Origin of the sequence: Burkholderia sp. LFS061, from assembly GCF_047978125.1 — a bacterium.
In the GTDB taxonomy this organism is placed as follows: Bacteria; Pseudomonadota; Gammaproteobacteria; order Burkholderiales; family Burkholderiaceae; genus Burkholderia; species Burkholderia pyrrocinia_C.
Window position 1 is genome coordinate 13,845 of sequence record NZ_JBFPFS010000015.1, and the last position, 18,361, is coordinate 32,205.

The 18,361-nt window shown below is 65.0% G+C and carries 23 protein-coding genes; 14 read left to right on the forward strand and 9 right to left on the reverse strand.

Annotation, left to right across the window (positions count from 1 at the left end):
* Window positions 1-249 precede the first annotated feature (249 nt).
* The 3 genes from ACNQQL_RS15650 to ACNQQL_RS15660 all read left to right on the forward strand — a co-directional run bounded on the left by ACNQQL_RS15650 (window position 250) and on the right by ACNQQL_RS15660 (window position 1,713).
* Window positions 250-882, forward strand: a complete 633-nt coding sequence (locus ACNQQL_RS15650; protein WP_347064637.1) for a LysE family translocator — start codon at window positions 250-252, stop codon at window positions 880-882.
* Window positions 883-1,097: 215 nt separating this feature from the next.
* Entirely contained in the window at window positions 1,098-1,439 is a 342-nt protein-coding gene (locus ACNQQL_RS15655; RefSeq protein ID WP_347064638.1) for a type II toxin-antitoxin system RelE/ParE family toxin, read from the forward strand.
* Complete coding sequence (locus tag ACNQQL_RS15660) at window positions 1,426-1,713, forward strand: helix-turn-helix domain-containing protein (RefSeq protein WP_072438177.1); 288 nt, start codon at window positions 1,426-1,428, stop codon at window positions 1,711-1,713. The genes ACNQQL_RS15655 and ACNQQL_RS15660 overlap by 14 nt, the downstream gene beginning before the upstream one ends.
* A gap of 41 nt (window positions 1,714-1,754) precedes the next feature.
* Here ACNQQL_RS15660 and ACNQQL_RS15665 read toward each other — a convergent pair whose 3' ends face one another.
* The 3 genes from ACNQQL_RS15665 to ACNQQL_RS15675 all read right to left on the reverse strand — a co-directional run bounded on the left by ACNQQL_RS15665 (window position 1,755) and on the right by ACNQQL_RS15675 (window position 3,835).
* Window positions 1,755-2,444, reverse strand: coding sequence for a YebB family permuted papain-like enzyme (locus ACNQQL_RS15665; RefSeq protein WP_347064639.1), 690 nt, complete (start codon window positions 2,442-2,444; stop codon window positions 1,755-1,757).
* A gap of 144 nt (window positions 2,445-2,588) precedes the next feature.
* Complete coding sequence (locus ACNQQL_RS15670; RefSeq protein WP_347064640.1) at window positions 2,589-3,158, reverse strand: hypothetical protein; 570 nt, start codon at window positions 3,156-3,158, stop codon at window positions 2,589-2,591.
* A 218-nt stretch (window positions 3,159-3,376) separates the two neighbouring features.
* Window positions 3,377-3,835, reverse strand: coding sequence for an Lrp/AsnC family transcriptional regulator (locus ACNQQL_RS15675; protein ID WP_006749370.1), 459 nt, complete (start codon window positions 3,833-3,835; stop codon window positions 3,377-3,379).
* A gap of 125 nt (window positions 3,836-3,960) precedes the next feature.
* On the opposite strand from ACNQQL_RS15675, the gene ACNQQL_RS15680 reads away from it, so the two are divergent.
* The 3 genes from ACNQQL_RS15680 to surE all read left to right on the forward strand — a co-directional run bounded on the left by ACNQQL_RS15680 (window position 3,961) and on the right by surE (window position 5,948).
* Window positions 3,961-4,695, forward strand: coding sequence for an AzlC family ABC transporter permease (locus tag ACNQQL_RS15680; RefSeq protein ID WP_347064641.1), 735 nt, complete (start codon window positions 3,961-3,963; stop codon window positions 4,693-4,695).
* Complete coding sequence (locus tag ACNQQL_RS15685) at window positions 4,688-4,996, forward strand: AzlD family protein (protein ID WP_175002410.1); 309 nt, start codon at window positions 4,688-4,690, stop codon at window positions 4,994-4,996. Before ACNQQL_RS15680 ends, ACNQQL_RS15685 begins: the two co-directional genes overlap by 8 nt.
* A 172-nt stretch (window positions 4,997-5,168) precedes the next feature.
* Complete coding sequence (gene surE, locus ACNQQL_RS15690; RefSeq protein ID WP_347064642.1) at window positions 5,169-5,948, forward strand: 5'/3'-nucleotidase SurE; 780 nt, start codon at window positions 5,169-5,171, stop codon at window positions 5,946-5,948.
* A 130-nt stretch (window positions 5,949-6,078) separates the two neighbouring features.
* Here the strand turns inward: surE and ACNQQL_RS15695 are convergent, their stop codons facing one another.
* The 6 genes from ACNQQL_RS15695 to ACNQQL_RS15720 form a co-directional block, all read right to left on the reverse strand.
* Entirely contained in the window at window positions 6,079-6,900 is an 822-nt protein-coding gene (locus tag ACNQQL_RS15695; protein WP_347064643.1) for an SDR family oxidoreductase, read from the reverse strand.
* A 31-nt stretch (window positions 6,901-6,931) separates the two neighbouring features.
* Entirely contained in the window at window positions 6,932-7,204 is a 273-nt protein-coding gene (locus tag ACNQQL_RS15700; protein WP_347064724.1) for a glycoside hydrolase domain-containing protein, read from the reverse strand.
* A gap of 48 nt (window positions 7,205-7,252) precedes the next feature.
* Entirely contained in the window at window positions 7,253-7,720 is a 468-nt protein-coding gene (locus ACNQQL_RS15705; RefSeq protein WP_072438165.1) for a cupin domain-containing protein, read from the reverse strand.
* Between the two features lie 185 nt (window positions 7,721-7,905).
* The gene (locus ACNQQL_RS15710; protein WP_347064644.1) at window positions 7,906-9,258 is read right to left on the reverse strand and encodes a pyridoxal phosphate-dependent decarboxylase family protein; all 1,353 of its coding nucleotides are present in this window, start codon (window positions 9,256-9,258) and stop codon (window positions 7,906-7,908) included.
* Between the two features lie 29 nt (window positions 9,259-9,287).
* A complete protein-coding gene (locus ACNQQL_RS15715) occupies window positions 9,288-9,587 on the reverse strand; it encodes an ArsR/SmtB family transcription factor (RefSeq protein ID WP_034181860.1) in 300 nt (99 codons plus the stop codon).
* Window positions 9,588-9,766: 179 nt separating this feature from the next.
* Window positions 9,767-10,654 carry a LysR family transcriptional regulator gene (locus ACNQQL_RS15720; protein WP_347064645.1) on the reverse strand — a complete coding sequence of 296 codons (888 nt, stop codon included), beginning with the start codon at window positions 10,652-10,654 and terminating at the stop codon, window positions 9,767-9,769.
* A gap of 133 nt (window positions 10,655-10,787) precedes the next feature.
* Between ACNQQL_RS15720 and ACNQQL_RS15725 the strand changes: the two genes are divergently transcribed.
* From ACNQQL_RS15725 to ACNQQL_RS15760, 8 genes are all read left to right on the forward strand, one after another.
* Window positions 10,788-11,825 carry an aldo/keto reductase gene (locus tag ACNQQL_RS15725; RefSeq protein ID WP_347064646.1) on the forward strand — a complete coding sequence of 346 codons (1,038 nt, stop codon included), beginning with the start codon at window positions 10,788-10,790 and terminating at the stop codon, window positions 11,823-11,825.
* Window positions 11,826-12,033: 208 nt separating this feature from the next.
* Window positions 12,034-12,336 (forward strand): metalloregulator ArsR/SmtB family transcription factor, encoded by a 303-nt coding sequence (locus tag ACNQQL_RS15730; protein ID WP_347064647.1) that lies wholly within the window; start codon window positions 12,034-12,036, stop codon window positions 12,334-12,336.
* 61 nt (window positions 12,337-12,397) lie between these two features.
* Entirely contained in the window at window positions 12,398-13,393 is a 996-nt protein-coding gene (locus ACNQQL_RS15735; RefSeq protein ID WP_347064648.1) for a zinc-dependent alcohol dehydrogenase family protein, read from the forward strand.
* A gap of 175 nt (window positions 13,394-13,568) precedes the next feature.
* A complete protein-coding gene (locus ACNQQL_RS15740; protein ID WP_347064649.1) occupies window positions 13,569-14,045 on the forward strand; it encodes a GNAT family N-acetyltransferase in 477 nt (158 codons plus the stop codon).
* Between the two features lie 313 nt (window positions 14,046-14,358).
* Window positions 14,359-14,622 carry a helix-turn-helix transcriptional regulator gene (locus ACNQQL_RS15745; RefSeq protein ID WP_347064650.1) on the forward strand — a complete coding sequence of 88 codons (264 nt, stop codon included), beginning with the start codon at window positions 14,359-14,361 and terminating at the stop codon, window positions 14,620-14,622.
* A gap of 1 nt (window position 14,623) precedes the next feature.
* On the forward strand, window positions 14,624-15,967 hold the full coding sequence (locus ACNQQL_RS15750; protein WP_347064651.1) for a type II toxin-antitoxin system HipA family toxin: 1,344 nt from the start codon (window positions 14,624-14,626) through the stop codon (window positions 15,965-15,967).
* Window positions 15,968-16,241: 274 nt separating this feature from the next.
* Window positions 16,242-17,243, forward strand: coding sequence for a hypothetical protein (locus tag ACNQQL_RS15755; protein WP_347064652.1), 1,002 nt, complete (start codon window positions 16,242-16,244; stop codon window positions 17,241-17,243).
* Between the two features lie 262 nt (window positions 17,244-17,505).
* Complete coding sequence (locus tag ACNQQL_RS15760) at window positions 17,506-18,090, forward strand: DUF4410 domain-containing protein (protein ID WP_347064653.1); 585 nt, start codon at window positions 17,506-17,508, stop codon at window positions 18,088-18,090.
* Window positions 18,091-18,361: the final 271 nt, after the last annotated feature.

Below are 18,361 nucleotides of genomic sequence, written 5' to 3' on the forward strand. Positions count from 1 at the left end.
CAATCGCCGAATGCTACAGACAGACATTCCGCATGTATTTAGATCACGTACGAAAATTCGTGACGTAATTGTTAATTGCCGGAGCAGCCGCGCGACATGCCCAAATGGCAAAAAACGGCTCCCGCTTTATCGGAAGGATGGAAGCAAGTCGGCCGTCGGCCGGATTCTGGCGCGAGCACGGTTGACCACCTGCAGCGGCACGCCTAAAGTGGCATTCCTTTTTACGCCGCTCACGTAAGAAGGATTCCCATGATCGACTTCTCCACGCTCGCGTTGTTCTCCGGCGCGTGTCTCGCGCTGACGGCCACGCCGGGCCCCGACATGCTGCTGATCGCATCGCGCAGCGTGAGCCAGGGCCGGCGCGCGGGCTTCGCGACGCTCGCCGGCATTCAGGCGGGCACCTACTGTCATGCGCTCGCCGCCGCGCTCGGGCTGTCGCAGCTCTTTCTCGCGGTACCGATCGCATACGACATCGTGCGTTTCGCCGGCGCTGCCTATCTGCTCTATCTGGCGTGGAAGACGTTTCGTTCGGACGCGACCGCGCTATCGCCCGTCGCGTCGCGGTGCCGGCACTCGACCGCCGCGATCTTCCGTCAGGGCCTGACGACGAACCTGCTGAATCCGAAGATGGCGCTGTTCGTGCTCGCGCTGTTCCCGCAGTTCGTGCGGCCCGGGCATGGCTCGATCGCCGTGCAGATTCTCGTGCTCGCGACGGTGCTCAACCTGATCGGGCTCGTCGTGAACGGCGCGGTGATTCTGTCCGCGAGCCGGCTGAGCCAGCGGATCGGCGCGCGCCGCCGTCCGTCGAAACTGCCGCAATACCTGCTCGGCACGGTGTTCGTGGGGCTCGCCGCGCGACTCGCGGTGGCGGGACGGAACTGATCTCGCCACCTCCCGAAGCACACGAGCAGGCCTGATATCCATTCGGATAACTAGTCGAATTCAGGTCACCGGCAAACAATCTGGCTCGCACATCGGCAACGAAGCACCGGAGAAACGTCTGGACGTTTCTCCGGTGCTTCCGTGCATTCGACGAGCCACCCTCATGACAAACACGACGGCGCTCCTTCTTGCAAGGAAATAACAAATTTGTTACCATGCGAACCGTCGCGTATGAAATCCATTTCTTCAGCGAGCAAGTCGAGGCAGGCGTGTTTGCGTTGCCGAAGACGCTGACCGCCAGGTTCTTCGCACTCGCCGACCGTATGGAGCAGTACGGCCCGAATCTGGGCGAACCTCACACCAGGCCGATGGGCGACGGGTTGTATGAAATGCGCTTGAAGGGCCTGGAAGGTATCGCCCGTGTGTTTTACTGTGCGGCCGTCGAACGGCGGATCGTCATGCTTCACTGCTTCGTGAAGAAGACGCAGAAAACGCCGGGGAAAGAACTGGAAACCGCGCGCCGCCGATTGAAGGAGATTCGATATGGCAACCTATAAGGCACTGCGCGAGCGCGCATTGTCCGATCCGAAGGTACGCGCCGAATACGACCGGCTGAACCGCGAGGAATTCGCGCTGCTCGACGCAATGCTGGCCGCCCGGCGAGCCGCCGGTCTTTCGCAGGCCGATGTGGCAGAGCGCATGGGCACGAAGGCGCCTGCCGTCACGCGGCTCGAACGCGCGCTCGCGACAGGCCAGCACTCTCCGTCGATTGAAACACTGCGCAAGTATGCAGCCGCGTGCGGAAAGAAACTCGTGATCTCTTTTGCCTGAGTCACACCGGACGACTGACGGCTCACCTCCGCGCTTCCGCTCTATTCTCTGTCCTCGAACACATCGCAGGCGCAATCGCGCGTATCCGCCACCACGCGCAGTTCCCGACTGCCCATCAAGCTCGCCGGCGTCACCGTGCGGCGCTGCCACGGAATCCGGCCGAAGTACCAGACCTTCCAGAAACCGAGCGGATGATCGGGGTTCCGGTGCAGCAGCATGTCGAAGGTCTCGACGTCGCCGAGCGCGATCCGCGTCGCGTCACGCACCACTTCTCGAACGAAACGCGAACAGAACTGCCGGCGCGACGCGAGATTGAAACCCGTGTCGTAGACCACGCCGACCCGGCGCATCGCCGCGTCGACGAGCCGGCTTCGCTGCGCGGCATCGATCGGCTGCTTCAGCCGTGCGATCACGCATGCGCCGCGATCGGAGCGCGCGAGAAACCGCGACATCGTCGTGACGCGCGACAGCGGAAACGTGCTCTCCGCAACCAGTACCTCGCCGCCGCGCTCCCCGACGACGATCCCGACGTGATTCGTCCACGAGCGCGTTGCGCTGGCCACTTCGAGAAACGGCCGCACCGTCACGCGGATGAACACGATGTCGCCGATCTCCGGCTCGACCGGCAACGACATGTCATGCGGTTCGGGGGAACCGACGGAGAAAAGACGCCGCCGGCCCGCGCCGGGCGAGCGAATCATGAGCGGCCGGCAGCCGGTATCGACAACCATACGAACCTCGCGCGAGTGAACATGGCGCGAGCATGTCAGCAGCAGCCGCGCACCGCATCCGCTGCATGCGCGAGGGTGAGAATCCGCGCCGCCGGGTAGCGAAATTCGATACCGGCGAGACGCGTGGCGCGCGATGCCGAGCGGTCAGCGCGTCGCGCCCAGCGCCACGCGCAACCGTTCCATCAGTTGCGTGTAATGCCGCAGCACGTCGTCCTTGGGCACGACATTCGCGGTCGCGAAGCGATCGGACCACGCCGGCTTCCATTCATACGAGCCGTGCACGCTGCGGTCGCCGTCGGGCGCCTGGATCAGCGAGCGGATCCGCGCGTCGCGGCCCGGGCCCGTGTGCATGTCGAACAGCGCGTGAATGTACGTGTGATACGCGTTGTACACATCTTCGTCGAACAGATAGCGGTAGATGTGAAACGTGCGGTCGAGCTCGCGCTTCGCGCGGATCACGTCGTCCGGCGAGATGTCCTTCCAGTAGCCGATCCACGTATAGAAGCACAGCAGCGCATTGAGCTGAGGCGCGACCGCGTCGTACAGCGCGAGCCGCTTCTCGATCAGCCGCTGGTTGGTCCACTGCACGAGTTCGAGCCGCTTCAGCCGGCGCGCGACGAGCCAGCCGAGACACGCGACCGACAGCGGCGTCAGCACGCCGAGCACGAGCTTGACGATTTCCAGCGAATTCCACGGATTGTTGAATGGCTGCATGGTGACCCGACAAGAAGAAACGCATCCGCGCCGGCGCATGATTCGGTGCGCGCGGCACCTGCCCGATCGCGTCGACATTGACCGTTAGTTGCTTGTGCATCGAACGTCGCACGGCGGTGCGAGCAATACGTTCGATGCGGCGTGACACGCCAGTTTATCCGGCGATTGTCACCGAGCCGTGACCGTTCGTCGACTCGTCGCCGCACGCACGCGCCGCGCTAAGTCGGAAGCGCCGACGTGAGCTTGACCTTCTGCATCGGAATATCGGTCTTCACGCTCAGCACGCCCGGGATGCGCGTCAGGGTTTCCATCTGGAAACGCCGGTAGTCGTCGATGTCGGCCGCGACGACGCGCAGCAGGAAATCGCAGTCGCCGGCCATCAGGTGGCACTCGACGACTTCCGGCATCTGCTGAACGGCATCGGCGAAACGGTTCACGGATTCCGCGTCCTGCCCCTTCAGCCATACGCGCGTGAAGATGGTCAGCCCCTTGCCGACCTTCGCGGGATTCAGCACGGCCACGTATTTCTCGATCACGCCCGCTTCCTCGAGAAGCCGCACGCGCCGCAGGCACGGCGACGGCGACAGCCCGACCTCGTGCGCGAGTTCCACGTTCTGCATGCGGCCGTCGCGCTGGAGCGCGCTGAGGATCCGCCGGTCGATGGCATCCAGTTTCATTTGGCATCCGATTCCAAAAAAATCTCAAATCACGCGTTCAATGCCAAATTCTCCGAAACCCATGGCGACAACGCAACCCGATTCGAGTCAAAAAAGCAGACAATCCCTCCCCCGAAGGAGGAGTCATGAGCAGTAGCGTTTCAACGTCGTCCGGGCTTCGCGACAAGCCCGCCTATGTCGCCGAGATGGGGCGCGGATTGCGCGCGGCGCTGCCCGTCATGCTGGGTTTCGTGCCGTTCGCGCTGGTGCTGGGCGCGCAGGCGGCGCAAAAAGGGTTGAGCCTGTTCGAGGTACCGATGATGACGGGCCTGAACTTCGGCGGCGGGTCCGAATTCGCGGCGATCCATCTGTGGACGTCGCCGCCGCATATCGCGCTGATCGTCGCGATGTCGTTCCTCGTGAACTCGCGGCACATCCTGATGGGCGCCGCGTTCGCGCCGTACATCCGGCGCCTGCCGCGCCGCCGCGCGTTCGCGGCGCTGTTCTTCATGTGCGACGAGAGCTGGGCGATGTCGCTCGCCGATGCGAAGGCGCGCTCGGCCACGCACATCAGCGTCCCCTATTACGCAGGCATCTGCGCGGGGCTCTACCTCACGTGGATCTCGATGACCACGCTCGGCGCGGCGGTCGGCCCGACGATCGGCAACGTCGAGCAGTACGGCTTCGACATGGCGTTCACGGCCGTGTTTCTGGTGCTGCTGCGCGGGATGTGGAAAGGGATGCGCGCGAGCCGCCCGTGGTTCGTGAGCCTCGTCGTCGCGGCGGCCACGCACCTGGCCGTGCCCGGCGCGTGGTACGTCGCGGCCGGCGCGTGCGCGGGACTGATCGCCGCGCTGCGGTGGGAGCCGCGCGATGCCTGAGCTTCCGGATTTCAGCACCGTCGCGACGATTGTGCTGATGGCCTCGACGACCTACCTGTCGCGCATCCTCGGCTACGTGCTGCTGCGCAACCGCACGCTCAGCCCGCGGATGGCATCGGTAATGGAGAACGTGCCCGGCTGCGTGCTGATCTCGGTGATCGCGCCAGCCTTCGTGTCGACGCGCCCGGCCGACCTGCTCGCACTCGCGATCACGCTGCTCGCGGCGACGCGGCTGTCGATCCTGCCGACCGTCATCGTCGGCGTCGTGTCGGCGGGGCTGCTGCGGCACCTGCTCGGATAAGCCGTTCCGACCCGCCGCGCACGCGGCACCTCCACCGACGAACGGGCGCGCGATGCGCCCGTTTTCACGTCCGCGCCGGCGACACGACGATTCTCACGCCGGGATGCTAGCCTTGTGGCTTGCGCCACGCTGCACTTCCCTCTCATCGCCCATCTCCGCGAGGACCGCTCCGATGCAAGAAACCCGCCCGCTTTTCGACCGCGTCCTGCTGACCAACGACGACGGATTCGACGCCCCCGGCCTTGACGTGCTCGAACAGGTCGCCACGCAACTGGCGCGCGAAGTGTGGATCGTCGCGCCGGCCGAAGACCAGAGCGGCACGTCGCATTCGCTGAGCCTGCACGAGCCGCTGCGCGTGCATCGCAAGGGCGAACGCCGCTTCGCGGTGCGCGGCACGCCCGGCGATTGCGTCGCGATCGCGGTCAGCCACCTGATGAAGGACGCGCGGCCCGACGTCGTGCTGTCCGGCGTGAACCGCGGTGCGAATCTCGGCACCGAAACGGTGTTTTCCGGCACGGTCGGCGCCGCGATGACGAGCATGCTGGTCGGCGTGCCGGCCATCGCGCTGAGCCAGGCGTTCGCCGATCGCAACGCGGTGCCGTGGAACACGGCGCTCGCACATGCGCCGGACGTCATTCGCCGGCTCGTCGCCGCCGGCTGGGACAACGACGCGTGCCTCAACGTGAATTTCCCGGCTCGCCCCGCGCAGGACGTGCGCGGGCTGAAGGTGACGAACCAGGGCGCCGGCACGCTACAGGGCGTCGAGATCGTGTCGGGCCGCGACCCGCGCGAGATCGACTATCACTGGCTGAAGCTCGCGCGCGCGCCGCGCGACGACGACGCGGATTCGGAAACGGTCGCGCTGGGCGAAGGGTATGTGGCCGTCACGCCGCTGAAGTTCGAGCGCACGCACGACGGCGCGCTCGCGCGGCTGCGGTCGAATCTCGGCTGATCGGGTTGGCTGGGTTGGCAGCTTCGGCCGGCCGGCCGCTTCGGCGCTTGCGCACGACGCCTGCGCGAGGCGACCGCGTTGCCCGGTCGCGTCGGCGCACAACGTCGCGTACGCGGCCGCCCGCACGGCGTCACGTCAGGTTCAATCCTCCGTCGAGCATGACGATCTCGCCCGTCACGTAATCGGACGCGACGAGCATCGCGACCGTCTGCGCGATGTCGTCCGGCGTCGCCGCGCGACGCATCGGCGCGCGTTCTCGCCAGAGCTGCTGTGCTTCGGTCCAGCCGGCGGTCAGCGGCGTATCGACCAGCCCCGGCGCGACCGCATTGACGCGAATCGCCGGCGCGAGCGTGCGCGCCAGCAGCCGCGTCGTGTGATTGAGCGCGGCCTTCGCCGCCGCATACGGAATCGACGCGCCTTTCGGCCGCACGCCCGCATGCGAGCTGACGTTCACGACGCAACCGGCCCGCCCGCGCGACGCCGCTTCGAGCAGCGCGGGCTGTGCTTCGGCGACGAGCCGGAACGGCGCGATCACGTTGATCTCGTGTATCTCGCGCCACACGTCGGGCGTCGCCGCCGCGAGGTCCTCATGCGGAATCACGCGGCTGATCCCCGCATTGTTGACGAGCACGTCGAGCCGCCCGTGCACGGCGAGCGCGTCGCGGATCAGCCGCACGCGCCCGGCATCGTCGGCGAGATCGGCCTGCACGTAGGCCGCGCCGAGTTCGCGCGCCATCGCGCGTCCGATGTCGGCCGAACGGCGGGAATGCAGGATCACCGCATAGCCGTCCGCCGTCAGACGGCGCGCGATGGCCGCGCCGATCCCCGACGTCGAGCCGGTGACGAGCGCGACGGGCCGATGCAGGCGCGACGCGCGCGGCTCGGCAGCGGCTTCGGTTTCAGGCTCCGTTTCGGAAATCGGGGCATGCATCGGCGGGAGCGGCGCGTCCATATCGGGGAACCCTGTCGGTGGCGTTCCCGCATCATAAGCGCGACGACGCGACCGGGATATCCATCGTCACTTCCTTGAACAGCGGCGTACCGAGGCAAAACACGCCGCCGACCGGGTTCAGCGAACAGATGCCGGGCACGGGCAGCACGTACCACGCGGAAAGCTGGCCGCAATCGTCGCTGCCGGGAATCGGGGAGCCGGTCCGACACGATCGCTCTCGCGTCGATACAGGCCAGCCGCACGAGCCGTGATACCAGCGAAAACGGGGGCAGCGACGATCGTCACAACCGCTTGACCCAGCGATCGCCGGGCGCGGTGACCTGCAGCCTGCATCAGGGCATCGCCGATCGGCTCAGCGCTGCTTCGGCAGATCGACAAAATCCTCGAGCTCGCCGGCCACGTACAGCCGCTTGCCGATTCTCGGGTATTCGCACACGTCGTGTTCGAGGCGCTGCCCGGCGACGATCAGTTCGAGCGGCACGTCACCCGTGTTCTGCAGCGTGTGTGCTTCACCGCCGCGCGCGAAGCCCAGGAAATCGCCGGGCCCGACGTCGTAAGGACGTTCGCCGATCGTGACCGTCCCCGTGCCGGACAGCACGTACACGCATTCTTCCTCGTACAGGTGACGGTGGTATTCGGCCGATTCGTGGCCAGGCATCAGCGTGAGCAGGTGGAAGCCGAACTGCGTGATACCGGTCAGGTCGCTGAGCGGTCTTTTGAAACGAACGGCATTGGGATTCAGCGAATGCACGGCGCGCGTCGGTTCCATCTTCGCGATATCGGCGGCCTTCAGCAATTCCCGGGGAGGGGTGATCGACATGGGGGGCTCTCGTTAGCGTGACTGCATCGGTTGGACGCGCCACCCGGGGCCGGCGAACGGGCAGCCGTCGAACGGGCGACGCGGCGCATGGGCGCGCCCCGGCATTGTCCGACATTTCCGGCCGCGTGGAGACACCGCATCGCATGGCGACGCCGGTTCGCCGCCGCTCCGGCCCCCGCCACCCGTCAGCGCACGGGCGTGCCGCGCAGTTCAGTCAGCAGCGCCACGAGCCGATCGATGTGCGCGTCTTCCGTGCGCCATGACGACACACTGATCCGGAACGCCGGACGCCCCTGCCACACGGTTGCGCCGAACCACACGTCGCCCGAATCCTGCGCGGCCTCGCGGATCGCGACGGTTTCCTCGTCCGTGCCGGCGCGCACCAGCACCTGGTTCAGCACGACGCGGTTCAGCACGTCGTAGCCGGCCGCACGCAGGCCGTCCGCGACACGCGATGCCTGCGCGCAATGCCGCTCGACCATCGTGGCCAGCCCGGCACGGCCGAGCGAGCGCAGCGCGGCCCACACGGGAATGCCACGCGCACGCCGCGAGAATTCGAGGTTCAGGTTCTTCTGCGCGTCCTGCGCGCCGCTCAGGTAGACGGCATCGCTGTTCATCGCGGTCGCGAGCGCGTCCGCGTCGCGGCAGATCACCATCGCGCCGTCGTACGGCGTGTTGAGCCACTTGTGGCCGTCGGTCGTCCAGCTATCCGCGCCGTCGATGCCGTCCGTCAGCGCGCGTTTCGACGACGCGCGTGCCCACAGCCCGAACGCGCCGTCCACATGCACCCATGCGCCGACCGCCTTCGCAGGCGGAATCAACGCCGCGAACGGATCGAATTCGCCGGTGTTCACTTCGCCGGCCTGCAAGCAGAGGATCGTCATGTCGTCGAGCGACGGCAACTGCGCCGGGTCGATGCGACCGTGTGCATCGACCGGCGCGACGACGAGACGCTTCAGCCCGAAGCCGAGCACGCGCAGCGCCTTCTTCACCGTGATGTGCGCAAGCTCGGAGATCACGACCTTCACCTCGGGCGCGCCGATCAGGCCGTCCTCGTCGACGTCCCAGCCCTTGCGTGCAAGCAGCGCGCGCCGCGCGGCCACCAGCGCGACGAGCGTGCACGCCGTCGCGCTCGTGCCGAAACCGACCGCGCTGCCTTCGGGCAACGCAAGCGCGTCGACGACCCAGCGCGCGGCCTGACGCTCGATCGTCGCGGCCACCGGCGAATTCGCGTACGACGACGCGCACTGATCCCACGCGAGCATCAACCGCTCGGCCGCCGCCGCGGCCGGCAGCGCGGCGCCGATCACGAAGCCGAAGTAGTTCGGGCCGTTCGACGCGACGGTCGCGGGCGAGCCCTGATCGTCGAGCAGGCGCAGCACGTCGTCGGCCGGGCGGCCCGTATCGGGCAGCAGCTCGTCGAACGCGGCGAGGCCGGCCAGCGCGGCCGCATCGGGAAACGCGCGCCGTTCGTTCGTCGCTGCCAGGTACGCGTGCGCGCGCCGGTCGGCGTCGGCCAGCAATGCAAGTTCGTCCATATCGGTTGCCTCGGTGGGGATCGGTCGAATCAGAGTTGCGAGAGATCGCGGCCGAGCTGCTGCAGCGCGCCGTCGATCCGCTTGTAATACGTGAACTTGCCGACGCGGGTCGCCTGCACGAGCCCGGCATCCGCGAGGATGCGCATGTGGCGCGTGGTCGTGGCCGGCGCGATGCCGAGCTTCTCGGTGATGTACGTGCAGCACACACCGAGTTCGTCGAAATCGCCGTGCGGCTGCGGCGGGAAATGCTTGCGCGGCTGCTTGAGCCAGCGCATCACGGCCAGACGGCTTTCGTTGGCCAGTGCGCTGATGCGGGTGACGTCGTCCATGGGGTTGGAAGGCTTTGTTTAACGTTTCGTATATTAGCTAAATGACGAAACGTGGGCAATCTGATCGAGGTCCGATTTCAGGCTGTCGCGTCACGTTCGGGATCACGACATCGGCATTCGATGCGATCGCGGCAAAACGGCTGCCGCACCCTCCCGCAGGCAGCGCGAGCAACGCGCCTTTACGCCGCCGCCAGTGCCTGCGCCAGCCGCTCGATCAACGCGCGCACGCGCCGCGGCTGCACGGCGCTGCCCGGATAGACGATCTGCAAATCGACGTCGCCCGGCGAGAACGCGCGCAGAACCTCGACGAGCGAGCCCGACGCCAGATCCCGTTCGACGTCGACCAGCGACTTCAGCGCGACGCCGTGCCCCGCGATGCACCACGCGCGGACGAGCGCGCCGTCATTGGCTACGCGCCGGCCACGCACCATCACACGCTTCAGTTCGCCATCGATGCTGAACGGCCATTCGGCATACAGGTCGGGCCCGAAACGCATCACGATGCAATCGTGCGCGGCGAGATCGTCCGGATGCCGTGGCGTGCCATGCGCGGCGAGATACGCGGGCGACGCGCACACCACGCGCCGCGCACGGCCGAGCGAGCGGCTGCGCAGCGAACTGTCCGCCAGCGTGCCGCGGCGGATCGCGAAATCGAGCCCTTGCCCGACGAGATCGACGTAGCCGTCGCCGAGATGCAGGTCGACCGTGACGCCCGGATGCTCGGCCAGGAACGCGTCGACGACGGGCACGACGCGCTCGCGCCCGAGATCGGCCGGCGCGCTCAGGCGCACGGGCCCGGACAGCGTCTGCGCGCCCACGCGCACGCGGCTTTCGAGTTCATCGGCCTCGGCCAGCAGGCGCCGCGCGCCGACGACGAGCGTGCGGCCCTCGTCGGTCAGGCTGATCGCGCGCGTCGTGCGCGTCAGCAGCGCCGCGCCGTAGTGGCGCTCGAGCGCGGCCAGCCGTTCGGACACCGTGGCCGGCGACAGGCCGACCTCGCGACCGGCCGCGGCCAGTCCGCCCTTTTCCACGATGCGCAGGAACAGCGCGAGGTTATCGAGCAGCATTATTCGCCTTATCCGAAGGATATTTTCGAATTCTGCCCAATTATCTGAAATATCCGCAAGCGATACAGTGTGATTCCGCCGACGGGCGCCCGTCCGGCACGCGCCGGGCTTCGACCATTCAAAGGAAACGCACATGGAATACCGTACGCTCGGCCGCTCCGGCCTCAAGGTTCCCGTCCTGAGCTTCGGTGCCGGCACGTTCGGCGGCACCGGCCCGTTGTTCGGCGCATGGGGCAACACGGGCGTCGACGAAGCGCGCCGCCTGGTCGACATCTGCCTGGAAGCCGGCGTCAACCTGTTCGACACCGCCGACGTGTATTCGGACGGCGAATCCGAACGCGTGCTCGGCGCGGCGCTCAAGGGCCGCCGCGACCGGGTGCTGATTTCGACGAAGACGGGCCTGCCGACCGGCGATGGCGCGAACGACGCGGGCACGTCGCGCGCACGGCTCGTGCGCGCCGTCGACGCCGCATTGGGCCGCCTCGACACCGACTACATCGATCTGCTGCAGTTGCACGCGTTCGACGCGGGCACGCCGGTCGAGGAAGTGATGTCGACGCTGGACGATCTCGTACGCGCGGGCAAGCTGCGCTACATCGGCGTATCGAATTTCGCGGGCTGGCAGATCATGAAATCGCTTGCGGCAGCCGATCGCTACGGGTGGTCGCGTTACGTGGCGAACCAGGTCTACTACTCGCTCGTCGGCCGCGACTACGAGTGGGACCTGATGCCGCTCGGCGCGGACCAGGGCCTCGGCGCGCTCGTGTGGAGCCCGCTCGGCTGGGGCCGGCTCACCGGCAAGATCCGCCGCAACGCGCCGCTGCCCGAAGGCAGTCGCCTGCATGAAACGGCCAGCTACGGGCCACCGGTCGACGACGCACGCCTGTACGACGTGGTCGATGCGCTCGACGCGATCGCGGAGGAAACCGGCAAGACCGTGCCTCAGATCGCGCTGAACTGGCTGCTGCAACGACCGACCGTGTCGTCGGTGATCATCGGCGCGCGCAACGAGGAACAACTGCGCCAGAACCTCGGCGCGGTCGGCTGGTCGCTGACCGCTGCGCAGGTCGCGACGCTCGACACGGCGAGCGCGGTGCAAGCGCCGTATCCGTACTTCCCGTATCGCCGGCAACAGGCGTTCGCGCGACTCAATCCGCCGCTGCGCGGGTAAGGGGTGACGGCGAACCGACGTGGCCATGCCGTGCCATGCTGGCACGCCCGCGTCGCCGAGCCGCACGACCTCGTCAGTCGCACCGACGACCGAACGCCGGTGCGTGATCGCTTGCAAATCCGTGCGTTGCTCCGGAACCGGGTTGATGCGACGGAACGGCGGTTGGCGCTCGCATTGACATATCGGTAAATCTCGATATACTCGCGGCATGGAATTGCTCGAAATATTCAAAGCTCTCTCGAACCGGACACGCCTTGAAATCTTGCAAGGCTTGAAGGATCCCGTGAAAAACTTCCCTCCGCAGGATGAAGGGGACGTTCTCACGGTGGGCGTCTGCGTCAGTAGTATTCAAGAAGGCGTCGGACTGTCACAGTCAACGGTGTCCGATTATCTTGCCACGCTGCAACGAGCAGGCCTGGTCGAAGTCAGGCGCATCGGTCAATGGACCTACTACAAGCGAAACGAAGCAACCATCAGTGCCCTTGCCAAGCACATTGGGAAAGAACTGTAATTTTTTGCCCCGTAATATCGACAATTCCCGATATCCCTTTTTATCGAAGCAAGGATTTCCAATGAAAGCACTCATGCTCAAATCATTTAGCGGCCCGGAATCGTTCGAACTTTGCGAGGTGCCCAAGCCTGTGCCGCACACGGGACAAGTCCTGGTCCGGGTACATGCAACCTCCATCAATCCATTGGATTACCAGGTCCGACGCGGCGACTATTCCGACCTGGTGCAACTGCCGGCCATTACCGGGCACGACGTCTCTGGCGTTGTCGAAGCAGTCGGGCCGGGTGTGACGGACTTCTCTCCAGGAGACGAAGTCTGGTACACCCCGCAAATCTTCGACGGCCCAGGCAGTTATGCCGAATACCATGTTGCTGCCGAAGGGATTATCGGGAAGAAGCCTCCATTGCTGAGCCATCTCGAGGCGGCAAGCCTGGCCCTGGTTGGCGGGACGGCGTGGGAAGCACTGGTCGTGCGTGCGGCGCTGAGAGTGGGGGAAAGCATTCTGGTACACGGCGGCGCGGGAGGCGTCGGCCATGTGGCGATCCAGCTTGCAAAAGCGATGGGCGCAAGGGTATTCACGACCGTGCGCGAAGCAAACGTCGAGTTCGCACGAAGTCTGGGTGCCGATGTGATCATCGACTACGAAAAAGACGATTATGTCGACGCCATCATGCGGGAAACGGATGGCCGCGGAGTCGATGTCGTGTTCGACACCATCGGCGGCAACACCTTGTCGCGCAGCCCCGACGCGCTCGCACAACTTGGCTGCGTTGTCACGATCGTGGATATTGCACAGCCGCAAAACGTCATCCAGGCCTGGGGCAAGAACGCGAGTTATCACTTCGTTTTCACAAGACAAAACCGCGGCAAGCTTGATGAGTTGAGCGCATTGGTTATGCGCGGCCAACTGCGGCCGCACGTTGGCGCTGTCTATTCCCTTGCCGACATTCCGCTCGCCCATGCCCGGCTGGAGAGTCCCAACAACGGTGTTCGAGGAAAAATCGCGATTGCAGTCGGGCCGTCAGCTCGTCTCGAAAGAGTCGCCGGTTCTCAATGAACGTGATCTTTTTCTCACATATCGACCGTAGCGCGCCGATCGGGATTCGCCGTGGCACCAGAAAGCGCCGTCGTCATGGGCCTACCCATCGCGCCGCGAACTTCCTATCGTAGAGACCTGCGACGTGCTGCCCCGATCGGCAACGCGCCCACTCCTCATCGAAAGGTCCGCAAACATGAACGCCAACGACGCCGGCCTGACCGTACGCGCGGTCCGGGAAGACGACTACGACAACTGGCTGCCGCTGTGGGACGGCTACAACCGCTTCTACGGACGCTTCGGCGACACGGCACTGCCACCGGCCATCACGCAGATCACGTGGTCGCGCTTCTTCGACGGCTACGAACCCGTGCATGCTTTCGTCGCGGAGCGCGACGGCAAGCTGGTCGGGCTCGCGCATTTCCTGTATCACCGCAGCACGACGCTCGCCGGGCCGACCTGCTATCTGCAGGATCTGTTCACGCTCGACAGCGAGCGCGGCAAGGGTGTCGGCCGCGCACTGATCGAGGCCGTGTACGACGCCGCGCGCCAGCATCGCGCCGAACGCGTGTACTGGCAGACGCACGAGACGAATCACACGGCGATGCGGCTGTACGACACCGTCGCGGAGAAATCGGGGTTCGTGGTCTACAGGAAGGTGTTGCCGCGCTGAGCACGGCGGGGCGGGTGGTCAACCCAGCGGCCGCGCCTTGATCCACGGAAACGGCGGCACACGCGACCATTGCTTCAATGAGCCAAATGGCGAAACGTGGACAAGCGTCGCCTCCGGAATTGCCCCGCACGATTGAATCCCATGCTCAATCCCGGAAACGGTCGTCTCGGCAGCCTTGGTAGCCCCGGGGCCACAAAATCTTCCTCTTCGCCAGCTCCTGTATCCCCAAGGCCACAATTTAAACATGCCATTTTGTAGCAGAAGGGCTACAATCAGAACCAATCTGGCAATTTTTGATGCCCTGGGGCTACAAATGACAACACTGGCCGATGTTGGAGAAATGCTGAGAGAAGGCCGCCGCGCGGCAGGTCTCTCACAGCAAGAGCTGGCCGAGCGCGCCGGTGTCGCGCGTACGACGCTCGCCCGCATGGAAACGCTTGCGCGAGGCGACATGAGCGTATCTGCGCTCGTTCGCCTCCTTGAAGCAGCCGGTTATGACCTGCGAGCGGTCAAGCGCGGACATGGACGCACGCTGGACGACATACTGACCGAACAACGCACGACGGGAGATTCGTGACATGCGCCTCCCCGTCTACGTCAAAGGCAGACTCGTTGCTCATCTCTATCGCCAGGCGGACGACTATGCGCTGCGTTACACCGCGGACGCTACCTCCGAAGATTTTGCCAGCCTGACCATGCCCGTTCGAGAAGATCCCTGGGTCTGGCCTCGCGACTTGCATCCCTTCTTCCGGCAAAACTTGCCGGAAGGTTTTCTCTTTCAGGTGATTCGCGAAGAGTTCGGCCCCTATCTCGATGGAACGGACCTTTCGCTTCTGGCCGTCATCGGCAGCGCCGGCATCGGCCGGGTAACCGTCGCCCCAGAAGATGGCGCGCCAGGCGGTGAACTCGACCCGCTCGACCTGAAGAGCCTGCTGCACGAGGACATCACAACCGCCCGCTTTGCGGAACTTGTACGGTACTACGCTCGCGCGGCAATTTCAGGTGCCGTGCCCAAATTCCTTGCGCCTGAACTCTCGCCGGCCCAGGCACAGGTAGGCAAGCAAACACTCCGCACGAGCCGACACATCATCAAGGGATCCGACGAGCAAACACCCTATCTTGGTTTCAACGAGCACTACTCGATGCAGGTGCTGGCAAAACTCGGCGTCGCCAGAGTAGCAAAGACCGCAATGTCGGACGATGGCCGCGTGCTCGTCGTTGACCGGTTCGACGTCGACGAGCAAGGCAAACCGACGTTTGGCCTGGAAGACGCTTGCAGCCTGCTTGGCCTTCCTCCTCATGAGAAATACCGCCCGTCGACCGAACAGGTCCTCAACGCAACGAAGCCCTATATCAGCGCCGCCAATTGGAGACGAGAGGCCCAGCAACTCGGCTGGCAGCTCATCGCCAACTATGTTGTGCGCAACGCGGACTGCCACGCCAAGAACATCGCTCTCCTCTACTCGAACATCGATGACGTCGTCTACACGCCAGCCTACGACATTGTCACCACTGAGGCCTATCCGCGCTTTGCGAACAATCCCCCCGGCCTGAGCGTCGAAGGTCGCAAAACGTGGGCACCTGGCAAGACGCTGGAACGCTTTTTCAACACGCGTCTCGGTATTCCGCCGAAGCAATATCGCGAAATGGTCGAAGCACTGTGCGACTCCGCCGTATCAACAGGAAAAGACATCGTCGAAGCGGCTAAAAATGAAACGCGGTGGCACTGGATCGCGAAGCAAATGCTGCACGCATGGAACGAAGGCATGGGGTCGCTCCGCAGCGCCAAGCCACAAATGGCGCTCAAAGCACTCACGCCGGTCATCGAGGCCGCCGGGTTCTCAGACGCGGACCGGGCTGATAACGCGAGAGAGGTGATTGGCCGCTCGGAATTGCTGGCAAATCACGGCAAGGAAAACTGATGCCCGCGCAGATTCAGCCGACGGGAACAAGTCCGGCCTCCTGCGCCTGCCTCGCCCCACCGGCCGCGCCTTGATCCACGGAAACAGCGGTACGTGCGCCCACTGCTTCAACCGATCCGTATCGGCCATGGTCCGGCGGCGGTTCGCATGACCGGGTTGCGCCACATCCGGCGCTTTCCGTTTCCGGCGGCGAAGTTCTACAGTTACAGAAAACAACCCGCGCCGCCGGGCATCGTCCCGTTCGACGATACGCATCCAATTCCGAGGAAAGCCCATGCCGAGTATCGTCGCTGCTCCCGCCAATCTCCCCCCGAGCCCCGTCGCGGCGGAAACGCGCATGGTTCACGACGTCGCCACGCTGAAGCCGTCCGACTACCGTTCGGCCGATGGTTCATCGTGGGTCATCTCCACCATCACGCCGGCCGCGGACAGCGGCGCGAACGTGACCGGCGCGACGTATTTCGACACCGCGAAAGGCCGGACCGTCCCGGTGCCCGACGCGCGCCGCCGTTATGCGAATCGCGGCACGTGGCAGGTCGTCGCGAGTTCGAGCCCGTCGGTGCCCGCAACCGGCCGCTACGACTGGCTGACGCTCGCGTGGCTGCCGATCAATCGGCGGCCGCTGCCGCAAACGCCCGAGCATCTGTATTCGCCGTTCATTCGCGGCGGCACGATCGTTTATCGATGGAATCCGGCGGCAGAAGGCGGCGAGCAGTTCGGTAACGTGAGGATGATCTTTCCGGAATGGACGCAGCAGGTGGCGGATGCGTTGCGATCCGCGCCGCCGTCGTTGCCGGACGGCGCGTCGGCCACGTCGGCTGCGCTCGATCGCCTGAAATCAGACAGGAATCCGATGACCGCTGTGCTCGACTTCGGCGACGCGCTGCGTGCAGAGCCGGTGGAACGGATCGTCGCGCGGCTGCCCGCCTTGCTGCAGGTGAACGACCTGCATGAACTGTCGGCCATCGTGTTCCTGTGCCTGTCCGGGTCGCGCGCCGAAGACCGGCCGCGCTTCGTCGAAACGATCGACGCGGCGATCGCGGGCACCGACGACGGCGCACGCCTGCTCGCGATCGCGTATGGCGCGTTCGCGGCGGGAAGGTCCCGGCCTTATCCGTTCAATGACGCCGCGCAGACGGCCCGCATCAACGACGTGTTCGGCGCGCTGAAGCGACGCACGTCGGCGCTCGCAGTGCCGATTGCGGAAGGTTCGCCGTGGTACGAATTCTTCACGGCCTACAGGCTCGGCGGCGCGGCATCCGGCAACGGCCAGTGACCGCACGTAAGTGATCGGCGCCGCGGCAGCGGATGCCTGATTACCGCGCCTGCATCATCGCTTCTCTTCGTTCGGATTCGGGTAGAACGAAACCGGATCGCCGCGCAGCGTGCTCATATCCTCGATCCGCGAAAAAAAGTCCGTGGCGAATAAATGCCGGGGTGTTTTCTATCCATTCGACCATTTGAATCAGATCCCCCCGTGATAAATTTCCGCCCGGCCACAGAGCCATCTCTAATAACCTTAATCCATAGACCAAATCATGAAATCTGTTATCCGTCATGCCGCTCTGGCACTGGTGACGATCGGCTTCCTGTCGGGCTGCGCAAGCAGCGTGACACGCGACGCAGGTAATCAGGCGGAGGCCTCCGCGACTGCGTCGACGTCCAAATTCGGCACCAAGCCGGTTATCGTGAAAGTTACGCTGGACGCGGCTGCCCAGGAAGCGTTGAAAGACAATCTGAAGTTCAGCCCCAAGAAACTGCAGGAGCAAATCGAAAACGCGCTGTACGCACGCAAGCTTCTGGCAAAGGCCGATTCAACCGATGCGATGCAGCTGAACGTTGAGGTGACCGGCATTCGGGTGCGCTCGAGTTTCTCCGCGGTCATGTTCGGCTTCATGGCGGGCAGCGATTATGTCGACGGCACCGTGACGCTCGTCGGCACCGACAATCGTCAGCTCGACCGCTTCAAGGTGTCGGCATCGTATGCACTCGGCGGCATCGCCGGTATGGACGGGACGCGCATGGACTGGCTGTACGAGAATTTCACCGAGAAGACGCTGTCGACGCTCGACCCGTCGGCCGGCGCGCAACAAGCGGACGCGGCTCACGAGAAGAAACTGTAATGTCCGACGCCCGATGGACCGCGGATTCGCGGCCCGTCGGGCGGCAGCCGCCGCGCTCACCCAACGGCTACGATGCGGGTTGCGACCACAACGATCTTCATCGAGCAGAGTCTCCTTTGAGCATGCCCCTTGGCAACAGGCACGCGTCGCGGCTTCGAATGCCGCATTCCGATCGGACATCCGCTCGTCCGTGTCTTCGTTGTATCGACGATCGGTGTCGTACGCAAGGCGGCAAAAAAGCGGCTGCCCTGAAGCAGCCGTAAAGGAGAGG